The organism is Variovorax paradoxus, assembly GCF_000834655.1.
In the GTDB taxonomy this organism is placed as follows: Bacteria; Pseudomonadota; Gammaproteobacteria; order Burkholderiales; family Burkholderiaceae_C; genus Variovorax; species Variovorax paradoxus_F.
Genome location: NZ_JXQQ01000028.1, coordinates 106,031 through 126,647 on the forward strand (window position 1 = coordinate 106,031; position 20,617 = coordinate 126,647).

The following is a 20,617-nucleotide window of genomic DNA, read 5'->3' on the forward strand; positions in this document are numbered from 1 at the left end:
TTCAACCGGTCATAACAGGTCAGCCGCATGTCTTCTGCCAAGGCGCTCGAACCCATCGCCTTCTCACCCGTTCCGCTCTACACCCAGGTGCGCGAGTCCCTGCGCGAGCGCATCCTCGACGGCACCTACGCGCCGCATGCGCAGCTGCCCTCCGAGAGCGAGATGGTCGCGCTCTTCAAGGTCAGCCGCATCACGGTGCGACAGGCGCTGAGCGACCTGCAGCGCGAGAACCTGATCTTCAAGATTCCGGGCAAGGGCACCTTCGTTGCCAAGCCCAAGGCGTTCCAGCAACTGGGCCAGCTCGAAGGCTTTGCCGAGTCGATGGGCCGCATGGGCTACGAGATCCGCAACCAGGTCACGAGCCACAAGACCGTGCCCGCCTCGCCCCGCGTGGCGCAGCGCCTCGGCCTGGCCGAGGGCGCGCCCGTCGCGCAGATCAAGCGCGTGCGTCATCTGAACCGCGCCCCGGTGTCCTACGAGGTGACCTACCTGCCCCACGCCATCGGCGAGCGGCTGCGGCAGGCCGACCTCGCGGGGCGCGACATCTTCCTCATCCTGGAGAACGACTACGGCATCGCGCTCGGCCATGCCGACCTGCAGATCGACGCGATGCTCGCCGACGAGGTGCTCTCCCGCGGCCTGAGCGTGCCCGAAGGCACCGCGGTGCTGCGCGTGGAGCGCCTCACCCACACCGCCGATGGCGCGCCGCTCGATTTCGAAGACCTCTATTTCCGCGGCGATGCCTTCCAGCACCGCCTGCGCATCGCCCGCAGCCACCCCACGAAGGCCACCCCATGAACATCCTCACCCGCACCGTCGACGTGCTGGTCATCGGCGGCGGCACCGCCGGCCCGATGGCCGCCGTCAAGGCCAAGGAAGCCAACCCCAAGCTCGAAGTGCTTCTGCTGGAGAAAGCCAACGTCAAGCGCAGCGGCGCCATCTCGATGGGGATGGACGGCCTGAACAACGCGGTCGTGCCCGGCTTCGCCACGCCCGAGCAGTACGTGAAAGAGATCACCACCGCCAACGACGGCATCGTCAACCAGAAGACGGTGATGGCCTATGCGCGCAACAGCTATTCGATGATCGAGGAGCTCGACCGCTGGGGCGTGAAGTTCGAGAAGGACGAGACCGGCGACTACGCGATGCGCAAGGTCCACCACATGGGCACCTACGTGCTGCCGATGCCCGAGGGCCACAACATCAAGAACGTGCTGTACCGGCGCCTGAAGCGCACGCGCGTGGAGATGTCGCAGCGCCTGGTGGTCACGCGCCTGCTGACGGCGGCCGACGGAAGCATCGCGGGCGCGATGGCCTTCGACTGCCGCACGGCCGAGTTCCATGTGATCCGCGCGAAGTCGGTGGTCCTGGCCACGGGCGCGGCCGGGCGGCTCGGGCTGCCGGCGTCGGGCTACCTCTTCGGCACCTACGAGAACCCGACCAACGCGGGCGACGGCTACAGCATGGCGTACCACGCGGGCGCGGAGCTCTCGGGCATCGAGTGCTTCCGGATCAACCCGCTCATCAAGGACTACAACGGCCCCGCCTGCGCCTACGTGACCGGCCCCTTCGGCGGCCACACCACCAACAACAAGGGCGAGCGCTTCATCGAGTGCGACTACTGGAGCGGCCAGATGATGATGGAGTTCTACAACGAGCTCCAGGGCGGCAACGGCCCGGTCTTCCTCAAGCTGAGCCACCTGGCCGAGGAGACCATCGCTACCATCGAGCAGATCCTGCACACCAACGAGCGCCCGAGCCGCGGACGCTTTCATGCAGGGCGCGGCACCGACTACCGCGAGCAGATGGTGGAGATGCACATCTCCGAGATCGGCCTGTGCAGCGGCCACTCGGCCTCGGGCGTGTGGGTGGACGAGCATGCGCGCACGACAGTGCCGGGCCTGCACGCGGCGGGCGACCTGGCCTGCGTGCCGCACAACTACATGCTGGGTGCCTTCGTCTACGGCCGCCTCGCCGGCGAAAGCGCGGCGCGGCATTGCGCCGAGACCGAGCTGCCCGCGCTCGACGAAGAACAGGTCGCACGCGAGCACGCCCGCGTCAGCGCCCCACTCCTTCGCAGCGGTGGCCTGCCGCCCGCGCAGGTCGAATACAAGCTGCGCCGCATGGTCAACGACTACCTGCAGCCGCCCAAGGTCACGCGCAAGATGGAGATCGGCCTCTCGCGCTTTGAGCAGATCCACGAAGACCTCGAACAGCTCGCCGCCCCCGGCCCGCACGAGCTGATGCGCGCGATGGAAGTGCATGCGATCCGAGACTGCGCCGAGATGGCCGCGCGCGCCTCGCTCTATCGCACCGAAAGCCGCTGGGGCCTGTACCACCACCGCGTGGACTTTCCCGAGCGCAACGACCGCGACTGGTTCTGCCACACGCAGCTGCAAAAGCAAGGCGATGCGATGGTGAGCTTCAAACGACCGGTCGATCCGTACATCGTGCCGCTCGATGCGCACGAGATGTCCGCCTACCAGCACCTGCGCGTGCCCGCCGCGGTGCGCGAGCCGGTCGCGGCCTGAGACCTCCCGCCCCACAAAAAAAGAGAACCCCACATGCCCCTCGCCTTCAACCCCACCAGCGTGCCCGTGCGCGTGGACGAGGACAAGTGCATCGCCCACAAGGGCTGCACCGTCTGCGTGGACGTTTGCCCGCTCGACGTGCTCGCCATCGACCTCAGCAAGGGCAAGGCCTACATGAAGTTCGACGAGTGCTGGTACTGCATGCCTTGCGAGAAGGACTGCCCCACGGGCGCAGTCACCGTCGACATCCCCTACCTGCTGCGCTGAGCCGCGCGCCCTCCCCGCATTTCAACCCGGAGCAACCACGATGAAGACCCAGAAAACCTTGGCCCTGTGGGGCGCAAGCCTGGCCCTGCTGCTGGCCTTTCCGGCCGCGCAGGCCGAGACCATCCGCATCGCCATCGGCACGCAGGACACCACCATCAACTGCGCCACCGGCGGCCTGTTGATCCGCGAGCTGAAGCTGCTCGACAAGTACCTGCCGCGCACCGGCAAGTACAAGGACGCGCAATACCAGATCGAGTGGAAGAACTTCACCTCCGGCGCACCGCTCACCAACGAGATGGTCGCGGGCAAGCTCGACCTCGGCTCGATGGCCGACTTTCCGGGCAGCTTCAACGGCGCGGCCTTCCAGAAGGCGGGGCGCAAGAGCATCTTCATCACCGTGCTCTCTGGCAGCACCACCGGCAGCGGCAACGGCATCGTCGTGCCGAAGGATTCGAAGGTGCAGTCGCTCGCCGAACTCAAGGGCAAAACCATCTCGGTGCCCTTCGCCTCGACCTCGCACGGCATGCTGCTGCGCGCGATTCAGGCACAGGGCTGGGACCCGCTGAAGGACGTGAACATCACCACGCAGGCGCCCGAGGTGGCCGGCCCCGCGCTGCAGGCCGGCAAGGTCGAGGCGCATGCGGACTTCGTGCCCTTCGCCGAACTCTTTCCGTACCGCGGCTTCGCCCGCAAGATCTACGACGGCTCGCAAGCCAACGCACCCACCTTCCACGGCAGCCTGGTCGACGAGGAGTACGCGAAGAAGTACCCCGAGGTCGTTACCGCCTACCTGCGCGCCGCATTGGAGGCCGACCGCCTCGTGGCGGCCGAGCCCGAGAAGTACAGCGAGCTGATCGCCAAGGTCACGGGCATCGAGGCGGAGGTCAACTACCTCTTTCACGGCCCGCTCGGCCTGCAGACGCGCGACCTGAGCTGGAAGCCCGAGTACCGCCAGGCGGTGAAGACATCGCTCGACACGCTGCGCCTCTTGAAGCGCACCGACAACGACATCGACGCCAACGCCTTCGTGCAGGACGGCTACATCCGCACAGCCTTCCAGGAGGCGGGCCTGGACTACGACAAGCAGCTGAAGAACTACGCCCGTGCCCCGCTGGTCGCCAAGGACGCATCGACCGGCAAGCCCATCACCGACGTGAACCGCGTGGCGCAGGTCTGGGTGGCTGGCGAGCCGCTGGTGCGCCACTACGCCTCGCCCGAGAACGCGCTGGGCGACCTGCAGAAGCTGGAGAAAAACGGCAAGAAGGCGCGCGTGGTGTATGCGCAGGACCGCAACAGCGGCAACAAGCTGCTGGCTGCCGACGCGTGGTTCGTGCTCGGCGCCAAGGGCGAAGTCGATGCCTTCCTGCTCAAGGACCAGGCCGAGGGCTGGGCCGCGAAGAACGGCGGCAAGGTGCAGGACTTCGCCGGCGTGCGCGCCGCGCTGGCCGGCTGACGCCTCGTCCGTTCGCGACGTTCACCTCCACAAAAAATGCTTCCGAGAAAAAGCAATCCGTTCACGCTGAGCCTGTCGAAGCGCTGCGCAAGGCTTCGACAGGCTCAGCCCGAGCGGTTTGTGTTGCCTGGTCGCAAAGCATGCCGTGACGTCCACCCGCCCTGCAAGTTGCGTCCGCGAACAAACAATCCGTTCACGCTGAGCTTGTCGAAGCGCTGCGCAAGGCTTCGACAGGCTCAGCCCGAACGGTTTGTGTTGGCTGGTCGCGAAACATAACCACGCTCAAAAGGTCACCAATGACCAGCTCCCTCCATAGCAACCTGCGCGCCCTGCCGCGCGCCACCTGGCGCGTCGCCGCGCTGCTCCTGTGCGTGCTCGCGTGGCACCTCGCCACGCGCGAGCGCATGAACCTGGGCTTCATCACCTTCCAGAATGTTCCGCCGCCGCGCGAGGTCGCCGAATCAGCGTGGTCGCTGGTGCAGTCGCCGCTGGTGCTGCAGCACCTGTCGGCGAGCCTGCGCCGCGTGTTCATCGGCTTCGGGCTTGCGGCCATCGTTGGCGTGGCGCTGGGTCTCGCAATCGGCCGCGCCCGCTGGGCCGAAGACACGCTGCTGCCGCCGCTCGAAGTGCTGCGCCCCATCCCCGCCGTCGCGTGGATTCCGCTGGCCATCCTGATGTTTCCGTCGTCGGAGGCGTCGATGGTCTTCATCACCTTCGTCGGCGCGCTGTTCCCCGTGCTGCTCAACACCGTGCACGGCGTGGAAGCGGTGGATGCGCGCCTCGTCGCCTCGGCGCGCAGCCTGGGTGCGGGCCGCCTCGCGGTGTTCCGCGAAGTGATCCTGCCGGGCGCGCTGCCGAGCGTGGTCACCGGCCTTGCCATCGGCATGGGCACCGCATGGTTCTGCCTCGTCACGGCCGAGATGATCTCGGGCCAGTTCGGCATCGGCTACTACACGTGGATGTCGTACACGATCCAGAACTACGCGGACATCGTCGTCGGCATGCTCTTCATCGGCGTGCTCGGCATGGGCAGCAGCGCGCTGGTCCGGTGGATCGGCCAGTCGCTGATGCCTTGGCGCGCGGTGCAGGAGAAACGCGCATGAAGGCCGACGTGCAGACCGGCCGCATCGCCATCGACGACCTGCGCGTGCGGCTCGGCCAGGGCGCGCAGGCCTTCGATGCGGTGCAGGACATCACTCTCCATGTCGAGCCCGGCGAGTTCGTCTGCCTGCTCGGCCCTTCGGGGTGCGGCAAGTCGACGTTGCTCGGCGCGCTCGCCGGCCACCTGACACCTGCGGGCGGCGCGATCCGCGTGGACGGCGAGCCCGTGCGCGGACCGCACCCGGACCGCGGCCTCGTCTTCCAGCACCACACGCTATTCCCCTGGAAGAAGGTGCTCGACAACGTCGCCTTCGGCCTGAAGATGCAGGGCGTCGGCCGCCGCGAGCGCCATGCGCGCGCGCACGAGATGCTGCGGCTCGTGGGCCTGGACGACTTCGCCAACTTCTACCCCTCGCAACTCTCCGGCGGCATGCAGCAGCGCGCCGAGATCGCGCGGGTGCTCATCAACCATCCGCGCGTGATGCTGATGGACGAGCCCTTCGGCGCGCTCGATGCGCAGACGCGGCTGATGATGCAGCGCCAGTTGCTCGACGCCTGGGCGCGCGTGCGCACCACCATCGTCTTCATCACGCACGACATCGACGAGGCGCTGTTCCTCGGCGACCGCGTGCTCGTGATGGGGCCGCGGCCGGGCCGCATCGTCGCCGAGTTCGCGCTCGACTTCGCCCGGCCGCGCGATCCGTCGCTGGTCACCTCGCCGGAATTCACCGCGCTCAAGCGGCACTGCCTGCAACTGCTGCATCCGCATGCGGCCAGCAGCGCGCCGCTCGAGCGCCTCACGCCGCTGGGCGCGCCCACGGCTTCGCAACTGCGCTTTGCCATCTAGAAAAAGAATGAACCCCTCGACCCTCGACGACCCCGAACTGCAGGCCATTGCCGAACGCCTGGCCTCGCCCGACGCCGAAGTGCGTCGCATCGCCGTGATGGACCTGGGCGACCTCTCCGACGAGGCGCACACGCCGCTGCTGGTCGCGGCCCTGCGCGACGACACGCCGGCCGTGCGCGCCGCCGCCGCGCTGGCGCTCGAAACCATGGAGAACCAGACCGCCGTCGAAGGGCTGGCGGATGCGCTCGACGATGCCGACGCACAGGTGCGCGAAGCCGCCGCCCACAGCCTGGCCGAGCTGAAGGAGCCCGCCTCGGCCGCCTGGCTGCTGCCGCATGCGGGCACCGGCCCCGCGCGAGTGCGCGCCGCCGTACTGCGCGCATTGCGAGAGCTGCGCGTGCCCGCCAGCGCCGAACCTGCATTGGCGGTGCTGCAGGAGCCGCACGCCGCGCAGGACACCGCCGACGCCATCGCCCTGCGCCGCGAAGCCATCGGCGTGCTCGGTTACCTGAAACACGCGCCCGCGCTGCCTGCGCTGGCCGGCCTTGCCGCTTCCGACCCGGTGGACGAAGTTCGCCGCGCGGCCGTGGGCGCCCTCGCCTTCGCAGCAGGCGATGCCGATGCGCGCATCGCGCTGGAAACCGCGTTGCGCGATGCAAGCTGGCAGGTGCGCGAAGAAGCCGCCACCGCGCTCGGCAAGCTGCAGCAGCCCGCCGCGACAGCCGCGCTGCTGGTGGCGCTGGACGACGACTACTGGCAGGTGCGCCTGCGTGCGGCCCGCAGCCTGGGGCGGCTGCGCAGCGCCGAGAGCGTCACGCCGCTGCTCGCGGCGCTAGGCCACAGCATCAGCAATCTGCGCAAGGAAGCGGCGCTGGCGTTGGGCGACATCGGCGATGCCGCGGCGCTGCCCGCACTCGAACTTGCCGCGGACGACCCGGACCCCGAAGTGCGCAAATCGGCCCGGCTGGCCATCGCGCAGATCGGCAAGGCGGCCCATGGCGCCTGAGTCCATCGTCGATCACCGCGCGCGGGGTGCGCTGGAGTTTTGCTGGGGCGATGGGGAAAGGTGTCTGGCGACGTACCGGATGCTGCGGGCCAGTTGCCCTTGTGCGGATTGCAAGGTGCTACGTGCGGCTGGGGGCGATGGCCATGCGGGTGACGACGTGCAACTCGCGGACATACAGCCGGTCGGGGCTTATGGCGTGCAGTTCGTGTTCAGCGATGGGCACGACCGGGGGATTTTTCCTTGGGGGTTTTTGAGGGAAATGCTGGAGGATGCGATTGGACGTGACACGCTGACTACCTCATAGCCTAGCTTCCTTGAACCAAGCGAGCGAAATTGCTTCAACATTGGTGCGGACCCACTCAATCGAGCTCATGCCCGCGTCGCCATAAGGGGACGGCTTGGAAAAAACTGATTCCATCTCTGCCAGCACCTTCGATGAGGCTAGTTCTGGCGTAAACCCCATTGCCCGAAAAGCTCCCTCAAGACGACGAAGCGGGTAGTACCAGTGGGGATTGGTCGAGACAAATCCAACCTGATGCGCGACAAAATCCTCGATGGAAAATCGGCGAGAACTACAGTCGGCACCAGTAATTCGCTCGATTACGGCCTGCGTTCTCTTTAATACTTCATGTGTTCCGTTATTAGCTGAGCAACGCTCACGATATTCTCGCTTGCGCTGGCGAAGATCAATTAATAACTGAGATTCATTGGCTGACAAATTGTGCGCTTTGGATATTATTGCAACCAAGGCGGGGTACGAAAATACGTATCGACCAGCATTTGCAAGCTGCAGAATTGCGTGATTGCGAAAACCTACAGCAAGCACATCAAATGCCCATCCAATGAGAGCATCACATTGGGGAGTACCGTTCGTCATTTCAAAGAGTTCGACATTCTTGACAATTCGATGACTGTAATTGTTCAAGGGGCGAAACTTTTCAAGCAAATCCCACAATCTTCCGTTACGATCCAAAAGAATTTTGGATTCTTGCCTCAGATGCTGGAGGAAAAGGGAACCGTCTCGCGACAAATCTTCCAGCTGCTGCCAACTATATACGCTTGGAGAATACCCGCGACCAATCAGTTCACGTTCGACGAGGGAGATTTGTCCCATTCCGGCCAACAAAACATCTCTGTCGCTAATCTGATCGGCATCACCTCTAGATGTAGAGCCGAAAATAGCCAAGCTCTCAACGTGTATCGACTGATTCATCGCACAAACCTTTTCACTATCATTGCTGTCGAGAGTGCAATCCATGTAATCCCTAAGATCACCTGCCAAGAGACAGCTATCAAACCAAGCGAAGTAGACGGCGTAACTTCGGCAGTGCCAAATGTTGATAGATTGCCCATAGTGAAAAATGCGGTTTTAATTATCAACGGGACCGTATTTAGCTTAGAAGATTCGATGCCATATTCAGCCCAATGAGTGTAGTTGTACGCCCATACTACAGAGCAGAGCACAGGAGTCCAGAGAAGAATATTCCGAGTCCTTACGCCATAGCCAAAGAGTATCTGATAAGTAGCATTCCAGAACCAGAACGCGAAAAACCGCAAGTCCCCCCACCTTTTTATGCCCTTCATTGCTGACCAATATCCGTACCGGTTGTAGCGTTGCCATAGTCGAAAGTGATACTCCGCTATGTCGCGAAACTCGGGTTGACTTTCATCAACCGAATTCTTAAGGAGTGTGTGGAAAAGATCTACGCCTACATTGGGATATAGTCTGCGGTCAAAAATATCTTTAAGAAAAGACCTGGGATCTAGATATGTTCTTGAGAGTTTAAATTTGTTGGTATTGCAGCGAATAAAATTGCATTGATAAAAAGCGCAGTCTTCAAAATGAGCGCCAAGAAAAAGGCATTCATCAAATGTGCAATTTGTGAAGACCACTCGAATGAAGTGGGTCTCGTAAAAGCGCATTCGCTTGAAAGTCTTATCCTTAAACTGAAGTGTATCTCTTGGAGTGGATGCTTGCAGTATGGAGCTAGGAAGGTACGCCTTCTCGAATACCTCAGAATTTTTGACGAGATGCCTCTCCAGCGTGGGCCCGTCAATTTTGGGCAATCTTTTTCCAAGGTCGAAGAATGAGTCAGCCATCGTTGCTCTGATTTAGGGTTTGGGTCTGGCGAGGAAGACTATGCTTGAGCGTTGAATATAGACATCAGCTTTTGGCCCCAACGGGAATTCGTGCCACTGCCTCACTCACACTGCATCCAGGACAAGGACGAAACCAGTGTGGCAGTTCCTGTGAAATATAAGAACCTGTAGAACCATTGGTTAACGCGCTCAGAAAGAGTCACACCTCCAAAGCTTTGGATGTCCCATCCGCGGACGAATAGTGTTCCCCATAGCAAAAGACAGGTCCCAGCGATTTGCAACCACGCGATGTGCTTCGAACTTGCGCATTGCAGGAGGCTGCCCAAGCTGAGTCCGGCAATGAACCCGACTGCACCGGCACAAAGAACGAGGCATCCCGAACGGAAAAGTGCGCGTCGAACCGTAGTAGCGCGCGAAGGAGGTTCGTTGAGCGGAGCAGCGGAATTTAGCTCGCGGTTGTCTGCTGCCTCGGCCGCCTGAAAGCGACTCGGAGAGAAGATGAGCAATACACAGAGTCGGACAGCTCGGAAGAAACTCACCTGCGTTGGATAGGTATTCGCCATGTCGGGTGCCAGTGTAGTTACGGCCCTGGCGCTGGAATGTCTTCTCTCGGCCGAAATAGGAAGTCTAGCCTCGACCAACGATAGTGCGCTATCGCTGCAAAGCAAACGCTCGCGCCCCATCTTCCAAGGTCAGCTTTAGAGCGCCAAGCTGCCTCTGATGTGTACTGCCAGTCTCGCGGAAGCAGCTCATCTCGATCATTAGAGTGGCACAGCCCGCCCATCACTGACATTGCCGAATCCTCGCGCGGCGCTTCGACAAGCTCGGTGAACGGATTGCGGGTTCATCCTGATCTCAATCGCCGTTCGTGGCGGAGAGCACGCGGGCTGCAAAGGCAAACACATTCGCGTAGCTATACTGCGCCCCGTCACTTCAAAAACAGGCGTGATCGGGATTGGACTCCCGCTGAAATCACTGCGACGAAAGCCGCAGCTACCGCAAGGACTGCGGCTTTCTCATTCGTGCAACCTTTTTAGGCGGCTCGATGGGCGGGCGCAAGCCCGGCCGGTTTCACGCAAGTGGTTTCCCGGTAGTCCAACCTGTCGAGCCGCCGCCCTCGATTGGACTCGGGTGCGTCGGTTTCAGTAAATCGAAACCCTTGGAGGCCATTGATGGCTCACACTCCCCCGTTCCCCGAACCCTTCGACACCCATAGCGCCGCATCGCTCGCGCTTCAGGCGTGCGACAACATCGACAGCCTGCACGACGTTCGACTCGCCTACGCGTGTATCGAACAACTCGTCGTTCCGCAGCATGCGGGCGACTCGGAAGATGTCCACCCCATCCGCACAGAACTGAGCGCGCTGATGCGGCTGGTGAACGAGGAGTTGCAGCGCCGCATCGAAACGACCGAGGCCACGATGCAGTCGCTGCGTCTGGCGGTAGACAAAGTCAGCGCGGCGCCGTGCTGAGGTCTTCGATCGTCGGCTTCGCGCCGCTGCGATCCGTTCGCTGAACCCGGCAGCCTCAACGCCCCAGGACCAACACCCCGAGCAGCACCGCCGACACGATGGCCAGCAACGCTGTGGTCGTCTGCCAGAAACGCACGGGGTGCCGCTCCATCAGCGGTGGCATGCGTGGGCGAAGAAACGCCTGCCCCGGAGCCCGCAGATCGTGCGCGAGTTCGGACACGGCCTCCTGCCGCTTCATCGGATTCGGATTCAGCGCCTTCTGCAGCACCGCATCGACCCACTCGGGCAGGTCGGGCCGCAGGTGGCGCACCGGCACATAGCGCAGCCGGTTCACGTCGGCAGGCGACCGCACCCGCGAGACCTGCAGCCCATACGGCAACTGGCCCGTGAGCATCTGGTAGACGATCACCGCCATCGAGAACAGGTCGGACCGCGCGCTGCCGCCATGGCCGGTGAAGTATTCGGGCGCCGTGTACTGCAGCGTGCCGGTGATCGCGAGCGGCCTGCCCTCGCCCGCCCCATCGGCGAGCCCCGCCACATGCGTCGTCGCGAGGTCGATGATCCGCACGGTGCCGGTGCGGTCGATCATCACGTTCTCGGGGCGCACGTCCTGGTGCAGCATCTCCTTGCCGTGCAGCGCCTGCAGCCCGCTCGCGAGCTGCTCGGCGATGCGGCGCACGCTGTCGAGCGACGGCTTGGGGTTGTCGACCATCCACTGCGCGAGCGTCTGGCCATCGACATATTCCATGACGACGTACAGGTGGCCGCGCGTGCGTTCGATGGCGCTGGCCTTCAGCACATGCACGTTGTCGATGCGCCGCGCCACCCACTCCTCGAGCACGAAGCGGTCGAGGTACTCCGGGTCGTCGCGTAAATCAACCGACGGCAGCTTCAGCACGACCTGCTGCCCGCTCGCATCGTCCACGGCCAGGTGCACGTGGCTGCGCGAACTCACATGCAGTTCGCGCACGAGCGTGAAGCCTTCGAAGCGCGCGCGGGGCGCGAGCGGCGGCGCGATGGCGAGGCCCTCGCGTTGCATCGGAAGCTGTGCGGCATCGGCTGGCGGCAGTTCGTCGATGCGCACGAGCTGCACCGTGCAGTCGTCGTCGCTGCCGCGGGACCGCGCGGCCTCCACGAGCAGGCGCGCTGCCTCGTCGAAGTCATCGCCGCAGCGCGCGATGGCATCGTGCACAGCGGCGGCATCGAGGTACGCATAGGCGCCGTCGGTGGCCAGCAGGTAGATCTCGCCCACCTCCGCCTCCCAGCAGCGGTAGTCGATCTCCACGTTCGGCCCCGCGCCCAGCGCGCGCCCGAGGTACGACTCCACCGACGACAGGTGCACGCGGTGGTCTTCAGTGAGCTGCTCCAGCCCGTTCGGATGCAGGCGGTGGATGCGCGCATCCCCCACGTGCAGCATGTGCACGTCGCGGCCCTTGAAGATGAGCGCGCTGAAGGTGCAGACGTAGCCGCTGTCCTTGTCGAAGCGCGCATCGCTGCGCATGGTCTGCGCGTGCAGCCACGAGTTGGTGGCGCTCAGCACCCGCTGGGCCGCGCGGCGCACCGACCACGCATCGGAGGTGGCGTAGTAGTCGTCCAGAAAGCCCCGCACCGCCGCCGCGCTCGCCACCTGGCTCACGCGGCTGGAGCCGATGCCGTCGGCCAGCGCGACCGCGATGCCCTTGGACATGCGCAGCGTTCCCTCGGGCAGCATCGCGCCGTGAAAATCCTGGTTGACCTGGTTCACTGCACCGGGCTTGGCCAGCGAGTGCTGGCCGAGCGCAACGCGCAGCGCCTTCTGCGTGGGCATCGGCATCGAAGCGATGCGTGTGCGTCCGAGTGGCCGGCGCTCAGCTGGCCTTGCGCTTGGGCGCCGTCTTGTAGTGCGTCGAATACAGCGTCAGCCCCACGAAGGTCAGGCCGCCGACGAGGTTGCCGATGACGGTGGGAATCTCGTTCCAGATCAGGTAGTCCATCAGCGTGAACTTGCCGCCCAGCAAGAGGCCGGTGGGGAACAGGAACATGTTGACGATCGAGTGTTCGAAGCCCATGTAGAAGAACACCATCACGGGCATCCACATGCCGATGGCCTTGCCCGACACGGTGGTGGACATCATGGCCGCGACCACGCCGGTGGAGACCATCCAGTTGCACATCACGCCGCGGATGAACAGCGTCAGCATGCCGGCGGCGCCGTGCGCGGCATAGCCCACGGTGCGGCCTTCGCCGATGTGGCCGAGCTTCTCGCCGATGGCGTTGGGCGCCTCGCTGAAGCCGAAGGTGAAGATGATCGCCATGAACACCGCCACCGTGAGCGCGCCCGCGAAGTTGCCGACGAACACCAGGCTCCAGTTGCGCATGACGCCGCCCCAGGTGGCGCCGGGGCGCTTGTCGAGTACGGCGAGCGGCGCGAGCGTGAACACGCCGGTCAGCAGGTCGAAGCCCAGCAGGTACAGCATGATGAAGCCGACCGGGAACAGCATCGCGCCCACCAGCGCATTGCCGGTGTTCACGGTGATGGACACGGCAAAGGCCGCGGCGAGCGCCAGGATGGCGCCGGCCATGTAGGAGCGGATGAGCGTGTCGCGCGTGGACATCAGCAGCTTGGATTCGCCGGCATCGACCATCTTGGTCACGAACTCGGCGGGGGCTAGATAGGCCATCGGGATTCCTTGAGAAAGCAGAGAAAAGATTGAAGCGTGGAAGGTGCGCGGCTCAGCCCAGCGCGACGAGTACGCGGCCGTCGTCTACGCGCACCGCATGGGCGCGCACCGAGTACTCGGGCGCCTCCAGGCACTCGCCGCTGCGCAGGTCGAAGTGGTTCTTGTAGAGCGGCGAGGCGACGACGATGCGGTCGCCCAGGCTGCCCACGAGGCCGCGCGAGAGCACGCTGGCATTGGCCTTGGGGTCCACGTTGTCGATGGCGTACAGGGCCTGTTCGCGGCCCACGCTGAAGATCGCGACATGCACGCCCTCCACCAGCGCGCAGACGCCGGTGTCGGGGAGGATGTCGGTGGCCGCGCACACGGCGGTCCATTGGAGGGCGTCGGTGGTCATCGTGGAGATCCTCGGTTGTCGTCAGACGGTTTCTGCATCGGCTTCGGTGCTGCGCTCTTCGGCGCGGGCCGGGCGGATCTGGCCGCGTTCCTTCACGAACACGATGTGCTCGTCGGGCTTCTCGCTGTTGACGAAGGAGCGGAAGCGCTGGCGCGTGGCGGGGTCGTTCACCGCGGTCTTCCATTCGCACTGGTAGGTGTCGACCACGCCCTGCATCTGCGCTTCGAGTTCGCTGGCGATGCCGAGGGTGTCCTGCAGCAGCACGCCCTTCAGGTAGTCGAGCCCGCCCTCGAGGTTCTCGCGCCAGGTGCTGGTGCGCTGCAGGCGGTCGGCCGTGCGCACGTAGAACATCAGGAAGCGGTCGATCAGCTGGATCAGCTGCGCCTTGGTGAGGTCGGAGGCGAAGAGTTCCGCGTGGCGCGGCTTCATGCCGCCGTTGCCGCAAACGTAGAGGTTCCAGCCCTTCTCGGTGGCGATGATGCCGACGTCCTTGCCCTGCGCCTCGGCGCATTCGCGGGTGCAGCCCGAGACGCCGAACTTGATCTTGTGCGGCGCGCGCAGGCCCTTGTAGCGGTTCTCCAGCTCCACGGCCAGGCCCACGCTGTCGTCCACGCCGTAGCGGCACCAGGTCGAGCCCACGCAGCTCTTCACCGTGCGCAGCGACTTGCCGTAGGCATGGCCCGATTCGAAGCCCGCGGCGATGAGTTCTTCCCAGATCGAGGGCAGTTGCTCCACGCGCGCGCCGAACATGTCCACCCGCGCACCGCCGGTGACCTTGGTGTAAAGGCCGTATTTCTTGGCGACCTGCCCCACGGCGATAAGTCCGTCGGGCGTGACCTCGCCGCCCGGCATGCGCGGCACGACCGAATAGGTGCCGTCTTTCTGGATGTTGCCGAGGAAGTAGTCGTTGCTGTCCTGCAGGCTCGCGAGGTTCTTCTTCAGCACGAACTCGTTCCAGCACGAGGCGAAGATGCTCGCCGCCGTGGGCTTGCAGATGTCGCAGCCCAGGCCCTTGCCGTGCTTGGCGAGCAGGTCTTCGAAGCTGCGGATCTCGCCCACGCGGATGAGGTGGTAGAGCTCCTGGCGCGAGTACGCGAAGTGCTCGCACAGGTGGTTGTTCACGGCCATGCCGCGCTTGGCCATCTCGACCTTCATCACCTGCCCCACCAGCGCGACGCAGCCGCCGCAGGTGGCGCCGGCCTTGGTGCAGGCCTTCATCTCGGCGACGGTGCAGGCGCCCTCGCCCACGGCCGCGCAGATCTGGCCCTTGGTCACGTTGTTGCAGGAGCAGATCTGGGCCGTGTCGGGCAGCGCATCGACGCCGATGCCGGGGCGGGCCTTGCCGTCGCTCGCGGGCAGGATCAAGAACTCCGGGTCCGCCGGCAGCGCGATGCCGTTGAGCGCCATCTGCAGCAGCGTGCCGTATTCGGCCGCATCGCCGACCAGCACCGCGCCCAGCAGCTGCTTGCCGTCTTCGCTCACCACGATCTTCTTGTAGATCTGCTTGTGCTCGTTGATGTACTGGTAGGCGCGCGCGTGCGGCGTCTTGCCGTGGGCGTCGCCGATGCTGGCGACGTCCACACCCATCAGCTTGAGCTTGGTGCTCATGTCCGCGCCGATGAAGGCGGCGTCCTGCTGGCCGGCAATGTGTTTGGCGGCAACGCGCGCCATGTCGTAGCCGGGCGCGACGAGGCCGAAGGTCTGCTCGTTCCACGAGGCGCACTCGCCGATGGCATACACGTCGTGGTCGCTCGTGCGGCAGTGCCTGTCGATCGCCACGCCGCCGCGCGGGCCGATGGCCATCACCGACTGGCGGGCCAGCTCGTCGCGCGGGCGGATGCCGGCGGAGAACACGATCATGTCGGTCTCCAGGTACGTGCCGTCGGCGAACACCATGCGGTGCCGCGCGGCGGCGCCGTCGGTAATTTCCACCGTATTGCGGCCGGTGTGCACATGCAGGCCCAGCGCCTCGATGCTGCTGCGCAGCGCGCGGCCGCCGCCCTCGTCGACCTGCACGGCCATGAGGCGCGGCGCGAACTCGACCACGTGCGTCTCCAGGCCCATGTCGCGCAGCGCCTTGGCGCATTCCAGGCCCAGCAAGCCACCGCCGACGACCACGCCGCTCGTGGAGCGGGCGCCGCATTCCTTCATGGCTTCGAGGTCTTCGATGGTGCGATAGACGAAGCAGTTGTCGCGGTCGCGCCCGGGCACGGCAGGCACGAACGGCGAGGAGCCGGTGGCCAGCACGAGCTTGTCGTAGGGCACCACCTCGCCATCGGCGGTGGTGAGCGTGTTGTTGCGGCGCTCGATGGCCACGGCCTTTGCCGCCAGGCGCAGCGTGAAGCCGCTGCGCTCGAAGAAGCCGGGCTCCACGAGCGAGAGGTCTTCGGCGGTCTTGCCCGCGAAGAATTCGGAAAGATGCACCCGGTCGTAGGCCGCGCGGGGCTCTTCGCAGAACACCGTGACCTCTGCATCGGCGACGCCGAGTTCGTGGAGCTGCTCTAGAAACTTGTGGCCCACCATGCCGTGGCCAATGACTGCGATTTTCATGTCGGATCCTGCGTGCAGCCGACCATGCGTCAGTCCGCCGCAGACCGCGTCGGAAAGACGGCAGTCAGGGCGAGCCCCCGCAAGGGACGGATGCGAATCGGGTTGGAACGGACGTACTGCCGGCCTTGGTTGAACAAAGCTTGCAGTGCGCTCGGGTCCGCCGTCGTTAGCGGAGGCACTGTGAGTGCCGCGGCGGCGTTGCCGCGGAACAGTGCTAGACCCTGCGCAACATCCGTGCCAGGCCTTTCAGCCGGCTTTCATGCCGCATCGCACCCAATCCGGTGCTGCAGTCGCCGTGGCATGCGGCGGCGTGCGCCGTTGTGGCGCACGCATCGCCCCGTTTGGTGCGGGGGCGTGGCGGCTATCAGCGCAGGTAGCGCCCGCCCGGGGCCACCATCACCAGCTCGACGAAGTTCGAGCCGTGGTGGTTCTGGGGGCTGTAGTCGACCGTGTAGCCGCCGATATCGGCCATGCGCATGCCCTCCATTGCCGCGACCAGCTTCTGCGGCGTCACGCCCTTGCCCGCACGCTTGAGGCCCTCCAGCAGCACGGTGATGTTCAGGTAGCCGAAGAAGTGGTCGTAGTCGACCGGCAGGTCCGCGGCCGCCATGGCCGCGTGGTAGTTGCGCGTGAGCGTGCTCGTGGCGCGGAAGGGGTACGGCACGATCTGCGCGACGGCCAGGCCCCGGGCCTCGTCGCCGAGCGCCTCGATCAGGGTGCGGGAATTGGCGATGCTCACGCAATAGATGGGCGCCGCGATCTTCTGCCGCGCCGCCTTGACGAACGGCACCATCGACGGCCCGAAGGACATGAAGATCAGCGCCCGCGGCTTGGCCGCCGCCAGCGTGGCGACCGCGGCGGTCGCATCGCTGCCGCTGACTTCGAGCGGCACCTTGGCCACCAGCGTGGCGCCCAGCTCCTTGCAGGTTTCCTCGACCACCGGCGCCATCAACTGCCCGAACGGGCTGTTCTGGTAGACGAGGCCGATCTCGGCCTGGTGCAGCGTGACGAGGTTGCGCACCATCTGCACCACCTCGTCGCGGTAGCTCGCCATGGTCGTGAAGAAGTACGGGTTGTGCCTGGCGCGAAGCACCGGCGAGCCGCTGTACACGCCCACGAGCGGCACCTTCTTCTCGACGAGCAGCGGCAGCACGGCGCCCGCGCCGGCGGTGTTGGTGAGGCCGAAGAGCGCGACCACGTCGGGCCGCGCGAGCAGTTCCTTCGCGTTCGACACCGTCTTCTGCGCGTCGTAGGCGTCGTCCAGCGTGACCAGGCTCACGCTGCGGCCCTCGACGCCGCCCTTGCGGTTGAACTCGGCCAGCGCCATCTCCTGGCCGCGCAGCACGGCCCGCAGCGTGGGCGCGAGCGGGCCGCTCAGGTGGGCGCTCTGGCCGATGACGATGTCGCCGCCGGGTTTGGGGGCCGCGGCGGTGGCCGCAGTGGCCGTCGCGGCGAAAGCGGGCCGTGCGCCAATGCCGGCCGCGGCGCAGGCCATGGCGGCAATGGACGTGGCCGCGCGGCGGCGGGTGATCGGACGCACCGGTTCCTGGGTCATGAATGTCTCCTCGTTCTTGTTGAAGGCGCCGGATGCTGCGGCCCCCGCCAGGCCAGGCAATGTCCTTTGGGCGACAACGCGCCGGTAAAAGTTGGCCCCGTTGTCAAATTGCTCACGCCCTCGCCACCCGGAGTGCTACCAAAAGTGAAAACAAAGGGTTGCACCTATTGATCGGCCCTAGCGGCCTGATTAGGGGCCTCGGCCTTCCGGGCGATCGCCGATTGCGCCCGGGGCCCGCAGGCTCGCGCTGCTACATTGCCCTCCGTTCGCACATCACTTGGAAACGCAATGGCCAGCCAACGGGGAAGCATCGGAAAGCAGCACTTGGAGGCCCTGTCCGATTTCAGGTTCAGGCTGCGCAGCTTCCTGCGCTTCAGCGAAGACGCCGCGAGGGCCGAGGGCATCACGGTGCTTCAGTACCAGCTGATGCTGCACACCCAGGGATTCGCGGACCGCGAATGGGCCACGGTCAGCGAGATCGCCGAGCGCCTGCAGGCCCAGCCCCACGGCGTGGTCGCGCTGGTGTCGCGCTGCGAGGAGGCAGGCCTGGTCAAGCGCAGGCCCAGCAGCACCGACCGGCGGCAGGTCGAAGTGCATCTGCTGGCCGCGGGGCGCAAGAAGCTGGAGCGGCTCGCGGCCCTGCACAAGGACCAGGTGGCAAAGCTGGCGGAAGTCCTGGCGCTCGTGAACAAGGACGTCGGCTAGCAGCGAGGCGAGCCCGCCAGTCGAACGAGAAACACCGCCGGCGGACCCGGGTTGTGCAAGCCCAGCTCACGCCGGGCGAACCGAGCGCTGCCGGATGCGATCGTGCGCAGCGGCACGTTCCTCAAGGGCGCTGCGGGTCCTGTTTCACGACGCCACCATGCCCCGCTTGACGTGCTGAGTGAGATCGTCGCCAAGCACTTCGTCCTGGCCGGCTTCGAGCCCGTCGAGCGCGCGACGGACGATGTCCCCGGGGCGGGTTGAAAGACAGGTTCACTTGACCTTGATGACGACCTTGCCCTTGGCACGGCCGGCCTCGACATAGGCCAGGGCCTCGTTGGTCGAAGCGAACGGAAAGACGCGATCGATCACGGGGCGGATGGCACCGGCCTCGATGAGCCGGGTGATCTCGCGCAGCTGGCTGCCGTTGGCCCGCATGAAGAGGAACGAGTAGCCCACACCACGGGCGCGCGCCCGGCGCCGGATGCCGGCGCTCAGCATCCGCATGGCCAGCCGCGCGAAACCGGGCGCGGCGATGGCCTTGCCGAATTCGGGATCGGGCGGCCCGGAAATGGAGATGAGCTTTCCGCCGCTCTTGAGCACGCGCAGGGATTTCTCGAGCGTCTTGCCGTCCTGGCTGTTCAGCACGACGTCGCAGCCGCTCAGGATGTCTTCGAAATCCTGCTTGCGATAGTCGACGACGATGTCCGCGCCCAGGCGCTTGACGAACTCGACGTTGGACGTTCCCGTCGTCGTGGCGACGCTGGCGCCCAGGTGCCTCGCGAGTTGGATCGCAAAGGTTCCCACGCCGCCGGAGCCCGCCTGGATGAAGACCTGCTGCCCCTTGCCGAGCCCGGCCTTCTCGACGAGCGCCTGCCATGCGGTGAGGCCGACCAGGGGAATGGAGGCGGCCTCTTCCATCGTGAGGTTTGCGGGCTTGAACGCGAGCGAGGCTTCCTTCACCGGCACGAACTGCGCGAACGTGCCGATGCGGAAATCGTCGGTCCGCGCATAGACCTCGTCGCCGACCTTGAACTGCCGCACCTGCGGCCCGGTCTTGACCACGACGCCGGCCACGTCGTGACCCAACACGAGCGGCAGGCGGTACGGCAGGATGAGCTTGAACTCGCCGTTTCGGATCTTGGCGTCCAGCAGGTTCACACCCGCGGCGTGGACTTCGACCAGGACCTCGTCGTCGCGCAGGCCGGGCATCGGCATGTCAGCCGATCGCAGCGCGCCTTTCTTGCCGTATCGATCGAGAACGAATGCCTTCATGGTGCTTCCTTGGGGTTGGCCGGAGTAAAAATCGACTTTCGCATGATGCACATCATATTCAAGAGCGAGCGAACGGGCGGCATTCTGCGGGGATGAAATCAGGCCTTGGCGGGGAGCAGTCGCTCGAGCGCGGTCTTGAGCAGGCGCTCGGACAGCGCGGGCTCGTCGACCGCACGAGCCAGCGTCAAGGCGCCAACCATCGTGGCGATCGTCACGAGTGCCTGTTCGTGGGCACCGGGCTGTCCCCAGTCGGGCAACTGGCGGGCGACCAGATCGACCATCGCCTTGATGTGCCGGGTGGTCGCACTGCGCACTTCAGGTTCCTGCCGCGGGGTTTCCGAACCCAATGCGGCCAAGGGGCAGCCGGTGTCCGCGTGTTCCTGGTGCTCTTTCGAGAGATAGGCGCGAAGCATGCGCTCGAGGGCTTGCCCGGCGGGAACGCTGGCTGCGGCACCTGCCGCCGCATCGGCGGCCTCCGCGCACGCCCGGACGGCCGCCTCTGCCAGCATGGCTTCGCGCGACGCGAAATGCGCGTAGAAGGCGCCATGCGTCAGGCCCGCCTCTTTCATGATGTCGGCGACGCCGGTGCCGTCGTAACCGCTGCGGCGAATGGCCTTGGCGGCAACGGCCACGATGCGATCGTGCGAGGCCTCCTTGGCCGCACTTCTGGCGTTGATTTTCGCATTTGACATGACGCGCATCAT

At 65.2% G+C, this 20,617-nt stretch carries 19 protein-coding genes and 1 pseudogene; 10 read left to right on the forward strand and 10 right to left on the reverse strand.

Going from position 1 to position 20,617, the window contains the following annotated elements; translation table 11 throughout:
* Positions 1-27: 27 nt before the first annotated feature.
* The 8 genes from RT97_RS13005 (at position 28) to RT97_RS13040 (ending at position 7,509) form a co-directional block, all read left to right on the forward strand.
* Positions 28-798, forward strand: a complete 771-nt coding sequence (locus tag RT97_RS13005) for a GntR family transcriptional regulator (protein ID WP_042579194.1) — start codon at positions 28-30, stop codon at positions 796-798.
* Positions 795-2,531 carry a fumarate reductase/succinate dehydrogenase flavoprotein subunit gene (locus RT97_RS13010; protein WP_042579195.1) on the forward strand — a complete coding sequence of 579 codons (1,737 nt, stop codon included), beginning with the start codon at positions 795-797 and terminating at the stop codon, positions 2,529-2,531. The genes RT97_RS13005 and RT97_RS13010 overlap by 4 nt, the downstream gene beginning before the upstream one ends.
* A gap of 33 nt (positions 2,532-2,564) precedes the next feature.
* A complete protein-coding gene (locus RT97_RS13015; protein WP_018904228.1) occupies positions 2,565-2,798 on the forward strand; it encodes a 4Fe-4S dicluster domain-containing protein in 234 nt (77 codons plus the stop codon).
* Between the two features lie 40 nt (positions 2,799-2,838).
* Entirely contained in the window at positions 2,839-4,251 is a 1,413-nt protein-coding gene (locus RT97_RS13020) for an ABC transporter substrate-binding protein (RefSeq protein ID WP_042579196.1), read from the forward strand.
* Between the two features lie 296 nt (positions 4,252-4,547).
* Positions 4,548-5,354: an ABC transporter permease gene (locus RT97_RS13025; protein ID WP_042579197.1), complete on the forward strand. Its 807-nt coding sequence runs from the start codon at positions 4,548-4,550 to the stop codon at positions 5,352-5,354.
* Positions 5,351-6,199 carry an ABC transporter ATP-binding protein gene (locus RT97_RS13030; protein WP_042579198.1) on the forward strand — a complete coding sequence of 283 codons (849 nt, stop codon included), beginning with the start codon at positions 5,351-5,353 and terminating at the stop codon, positions 6,197-6,199. Before RT97_RS13025 ends, RT97_RS13030 begins: the two co-directional genes overlap by 4 nt.
* A gap of 7 nt (positions 6,200-6,206) precedes the next feature.
* Positions 6,207-7,205, forward strand: coding sequence for a HEAT repeat domain-containing protein (locus tag RT97_RS13035; RefSeq protein ID WP_042579199.1), 999 nt, complete (start codon positions 6,207-6,209; stop codon positions 7,203-7,205).
* Positions 7,195-7,509, forward strand: coding sequence for a gamma-butyrobetaine hydroxylase-like domain-containing protein (locus RT97_RS13040; protein WP_052810645.1), 315 nt, complete (start codon positions 7,195-7,197; stop codon positions 7,507-7,509). Before RT97_RS13035 ends, RT97_RS13040 begins: the two co-directional genes overlap by 11 nt.
* On the opposite strand, the gene RT97_RS33125 is transcribed toward RT97_RS13040, so the two are convergent.
* Both RT97_RS33125 and RT97_RS33130 read right to left on the reverse strand, forming a co-directional pair.
* Positions 7,504-8,418, reverse strand: coding sequence for a hypothetical protein (locus RT97_RS33125; RefSeq protein WP_155403802.1), 915 nt, complete (start codon positions 8,416-8,418; stop codon positions 7,504-7,506). The genes RT97_RS13040 and RT97_RS33125 overlap by 6 nt on opposite strands.
* Positions 8,415-9,305 carry a pentapeptide repeat-containing protein gene (locus RT97_RS33130; RefSeq protein WP_155403803.1) on the reverse strand — a complete coding sequence of 297 codons (891 nt, stop codon included), beginning with the start codon at positions 9,303-9,305 and terminating at the stop codon, positions 8,415-8,417. The genes RT97_RS33125 and RT97_RS33130 overlap by 4 nt, the downstream gene beginning before the upstream one ends.
* Positions 9,306-10,477: 1,172 nt before the next feature.
* On the opposite strand from RT97_RS33130, the gene RT97_RS13045 reads away from it, so the two are divergent.
* Positions 10,478-10,777 (forward strand): hypothetical protein, encoded by a 300-nt coding sequence (locus RT97_RS13045; protein ID WP_042579200.1) that lies wholly within the window; start codon positions 10,478-10,480, stop codon positions 10,775-10,777.
* 55 nt (positions 10,778-10,832) lie between these two features.
* Here the strand turns inward: RT97_RS13045 and RT97_RS13050 are convergent, their stop codons facing one another.
* The 5 genes from RT97_RS13050 to RT97_RS13070 form a co-directional block, all read right to left on the reverse strand.
* Positions 10,833-12,590 carry a bifunctional protein-serine/threonine kinase/phosphatase gene (locus RT97_RS13050; RefSeq protein WP_080898283.1) on the reverse strand — a complete coding sequence of 586 codons (1,758 nt, stop codon included), beginning with the start codon at positions 12,588-12,590 and terminating at the stop codon, positions 10,833-10,835.
* Between the two features lie 34 nt (positions 12,591-12,624).
* Positions 12,625-13,437 carry a formate/nitrite transporter family protein gene (locus tag RT97_RS13055; protein WP_013540903.1) on the reverse strand — a complete coding sequence of 271 codons (813 nt, stop codon included), beginning with the start codon at positions 13,435-13,437 and terminating at the stop codon, positions 12,625-12,627.
* Positions 13,438-13,489: 52 nt separating this feature from the next.
* On the reverse strand, positions 13,490-13,831 hold the full coding sequence (gene nirD / locus RT97_RS13060) for a nitrite reductase small subunit NirD (protein WP_042579201.1): 342 nt from the start codon (positions 13,829-13,831) through the stop codon (positions 13,490-13,492).
* A 21-nt stretch (positions 13,832-13,852) separates the two neighbouring features.
* Positions 13,853-16,381 (reverse strand): nitrite reductase large subunit NirB, encoded by a 2,529-nt coding sequence (gene nirB, locus RT97_RS13065; protein WP_042579202.1) that lies wholly within the window; start codon positions 16,379-16,381, stop codon positions 13,853-13,855.
* 364 nt (positions 16,382-16,745) lie between these two features.
* Positions 16,746-17,936 (reverse strand): ABC transporter substrate-binding protein, encoded by a 1,191-nt coding sequence (locus RT97_RS13070; RefSeq protein WP_042579402.1) that lies wholly within the window; start codon positions 17,934-17,936, stop codon positions 16,746-16,748.
* A 288-nt stretch (positions 17,937-18,224) separates the two neighbouring features.
* Between RT97_RS13070 and RT97_RS13075 the strand changes: the two genes are divergently transcribed.
* Complete coding sequence (locus tag RT97_RS13075) at positions 18,225-18,641, forward strand: MarR family winged helix-turn-helix transcriptional regulator (RefSeq protein ID WP_042579203.1); 417 nt, start codon at positions 18,225-18,227, stop codon at positions 18,639-18,641.
* 144 nt (positions 18,642-18,785) lie between these two features.
* Here RT97_RS13075 and RT97_RS33815 read toward each other — a convergent pair.
* From RT97_RS33815 to RT97_RS13090, 3 genes and pseudogenes are all read right to left on the reverse strand, one after another.
* Positions 18,786-18,893 (reverse strand): annotated as a pseudogene (locus RT97_RS33815) (short-chain dehydrogenase); the annotation flags it as partial.
* An 18-nt stretch (positions 18,894-18,911) separates the two neighbouring features.
* Entirely contained in the window at positions 18,912-19,913 is a 1,002-nt protein-coding gene (locus RT97_RS13085; protein WP_042579205.1) for an NADP-dependent oxidoreductase, read from the reverse strand.
* A 98-nt stretch (positions 19,914-20,011) separates the two neighbouring features.
* Positions 20,012-20,617, reverse strand: a complete 606-nt coding sequence (locus RT97_RS13090) for a TetR/AcrR family transcriptional regulator (RefSeq protein ID WP_042579403.1) — start codon at positions 20,615-20,617, stop codon at positions 20,012-20,014.

Coding starts and splice junctions, on each gene's coding strand:
- RT97_RS13040 (WP_052810645.1), top strand. CDS start 7,195: ATGGCGCCTGAGTCCATCGTCGATCACCGCGCGCGGGGTGCGCTGGAG.
- RT97_RS13005 (WP_042579194.1), top strand. CDS start 28: ATGTCTTCTGCCAAGGCGCTCGAACCCATCGCCTTCTCACCCGTTCCG.
- RT97_RS13035 (WP_042579199.1), top strand. CDS start 6,207: ATGAACCCCTCGACCCTCGACGACCCCGAACTGCAGGCCATTGCCGAA.
- RT97_RS13050 (WP_080898283.1), bottom strand. CDS start 12,590: ATGCCGATGCCCACGCAGAAGGCGCTGCGCGTTGCGCTCGGCCAGCAC.
- RT97_RS13075 (WP_042579203.1), top strand. CDS start 18,225: ATGGCCAGCCAACGGGGAAGCATCGGAAAGCAGCACTTGGAGGCCCTG.
- nirB (WP_042579202.1), bottom strand. CDS start 16,381: ATGAAAATCGCAGTCATTGGCCACGGCATGGTGGGCCACAAGTTTCTA.
- RT97_RS13055 (WP_013540903.1), bottom strand. CDS start 13,437: ATGGCCTATCTAGCCCCCGCCGAGTTCGTGACCAAGATGGTCGATGCC.
- RT97_RS13070 (WP_042579402.1), bottom strand. CDS start 17,936: ATGACCCAGGAACCGGTGCGTCCGATCACCCGCCGCCGCGCGGCCACG.
- RT97_RS13090 (WP_042579403.1), bottom strand. CDS start 20,617: ATGATGCGCGTCATGTCAAATGCGAAAATCAACGCCAGAAGTGCGGCC.
- RT97_RS13010 (WP_042579195.1), top strand. CDS start 795: ATGAACATCCTCACCCGCACCGTCGACGTGCTGGTCATCGGCGGCGGC.
- RT97_RS13015 (WP_018904228.1), top strand. CDS start 2,565: ATGCCCCTCGCCTTCAACCCCACCAGCGTGCCCGTGCGCGTGGACGAG.
- RT97_RS13020 (WP_042579196.1), top strand. CDS start 2,839: ATGAAGACCCAGAAAACCTTGGCCCTGTGGGGCGCAAGCCTGGCCCTG.
- RT97_RS13085 (WP_042579205.1), bottom strand. CDS start 19,913: ATGAAGGCATTCGTTCTCGATCGATACGGCAAGAAAGGCGCGCTGCGA.
- nirD (WP_042579201.1), bottom strand. CDS start 13,831: ATGACCACCGACGCCCTCCAATGGACCGCCGTGTGCGCGGCCACCGAC.
- RT97_RS33125 (WP_155403802.1), bottom strand. CDS start 8,418: ATGAATCAGTCGATACACGTTGAGAGCTTGGCTATTTTCGGCTCTACA.
- RT97_RS13025 (WP_042579197.1), top strand. CDS start 4,548: ATGACCAGCTCCCTCCATAGCAACCTGCGCGCCCTGCCGCGCGCCACC.
- RT97_RS13030 (WP_042579198.1), top strand. CDS start 5,351: ATGAAGGCCGACGTGCAGACCGGCCGCATCGCCATCGACGACCTGCGC.
- RT97_RS33130 (WP_155403803.1), bottom strand. CDS start 9,305: ATGGCTGACTCATTCTTCGACCTTGGAAAAAGATTGCCCAAAATTGAC.
- RT97_RS13045 (WP_042579200.1), top strand. CDS start 10,478: ATGGCTCACACTCCCCCGTTCCCCGAACCCTTCGACACCCATAGCGCC.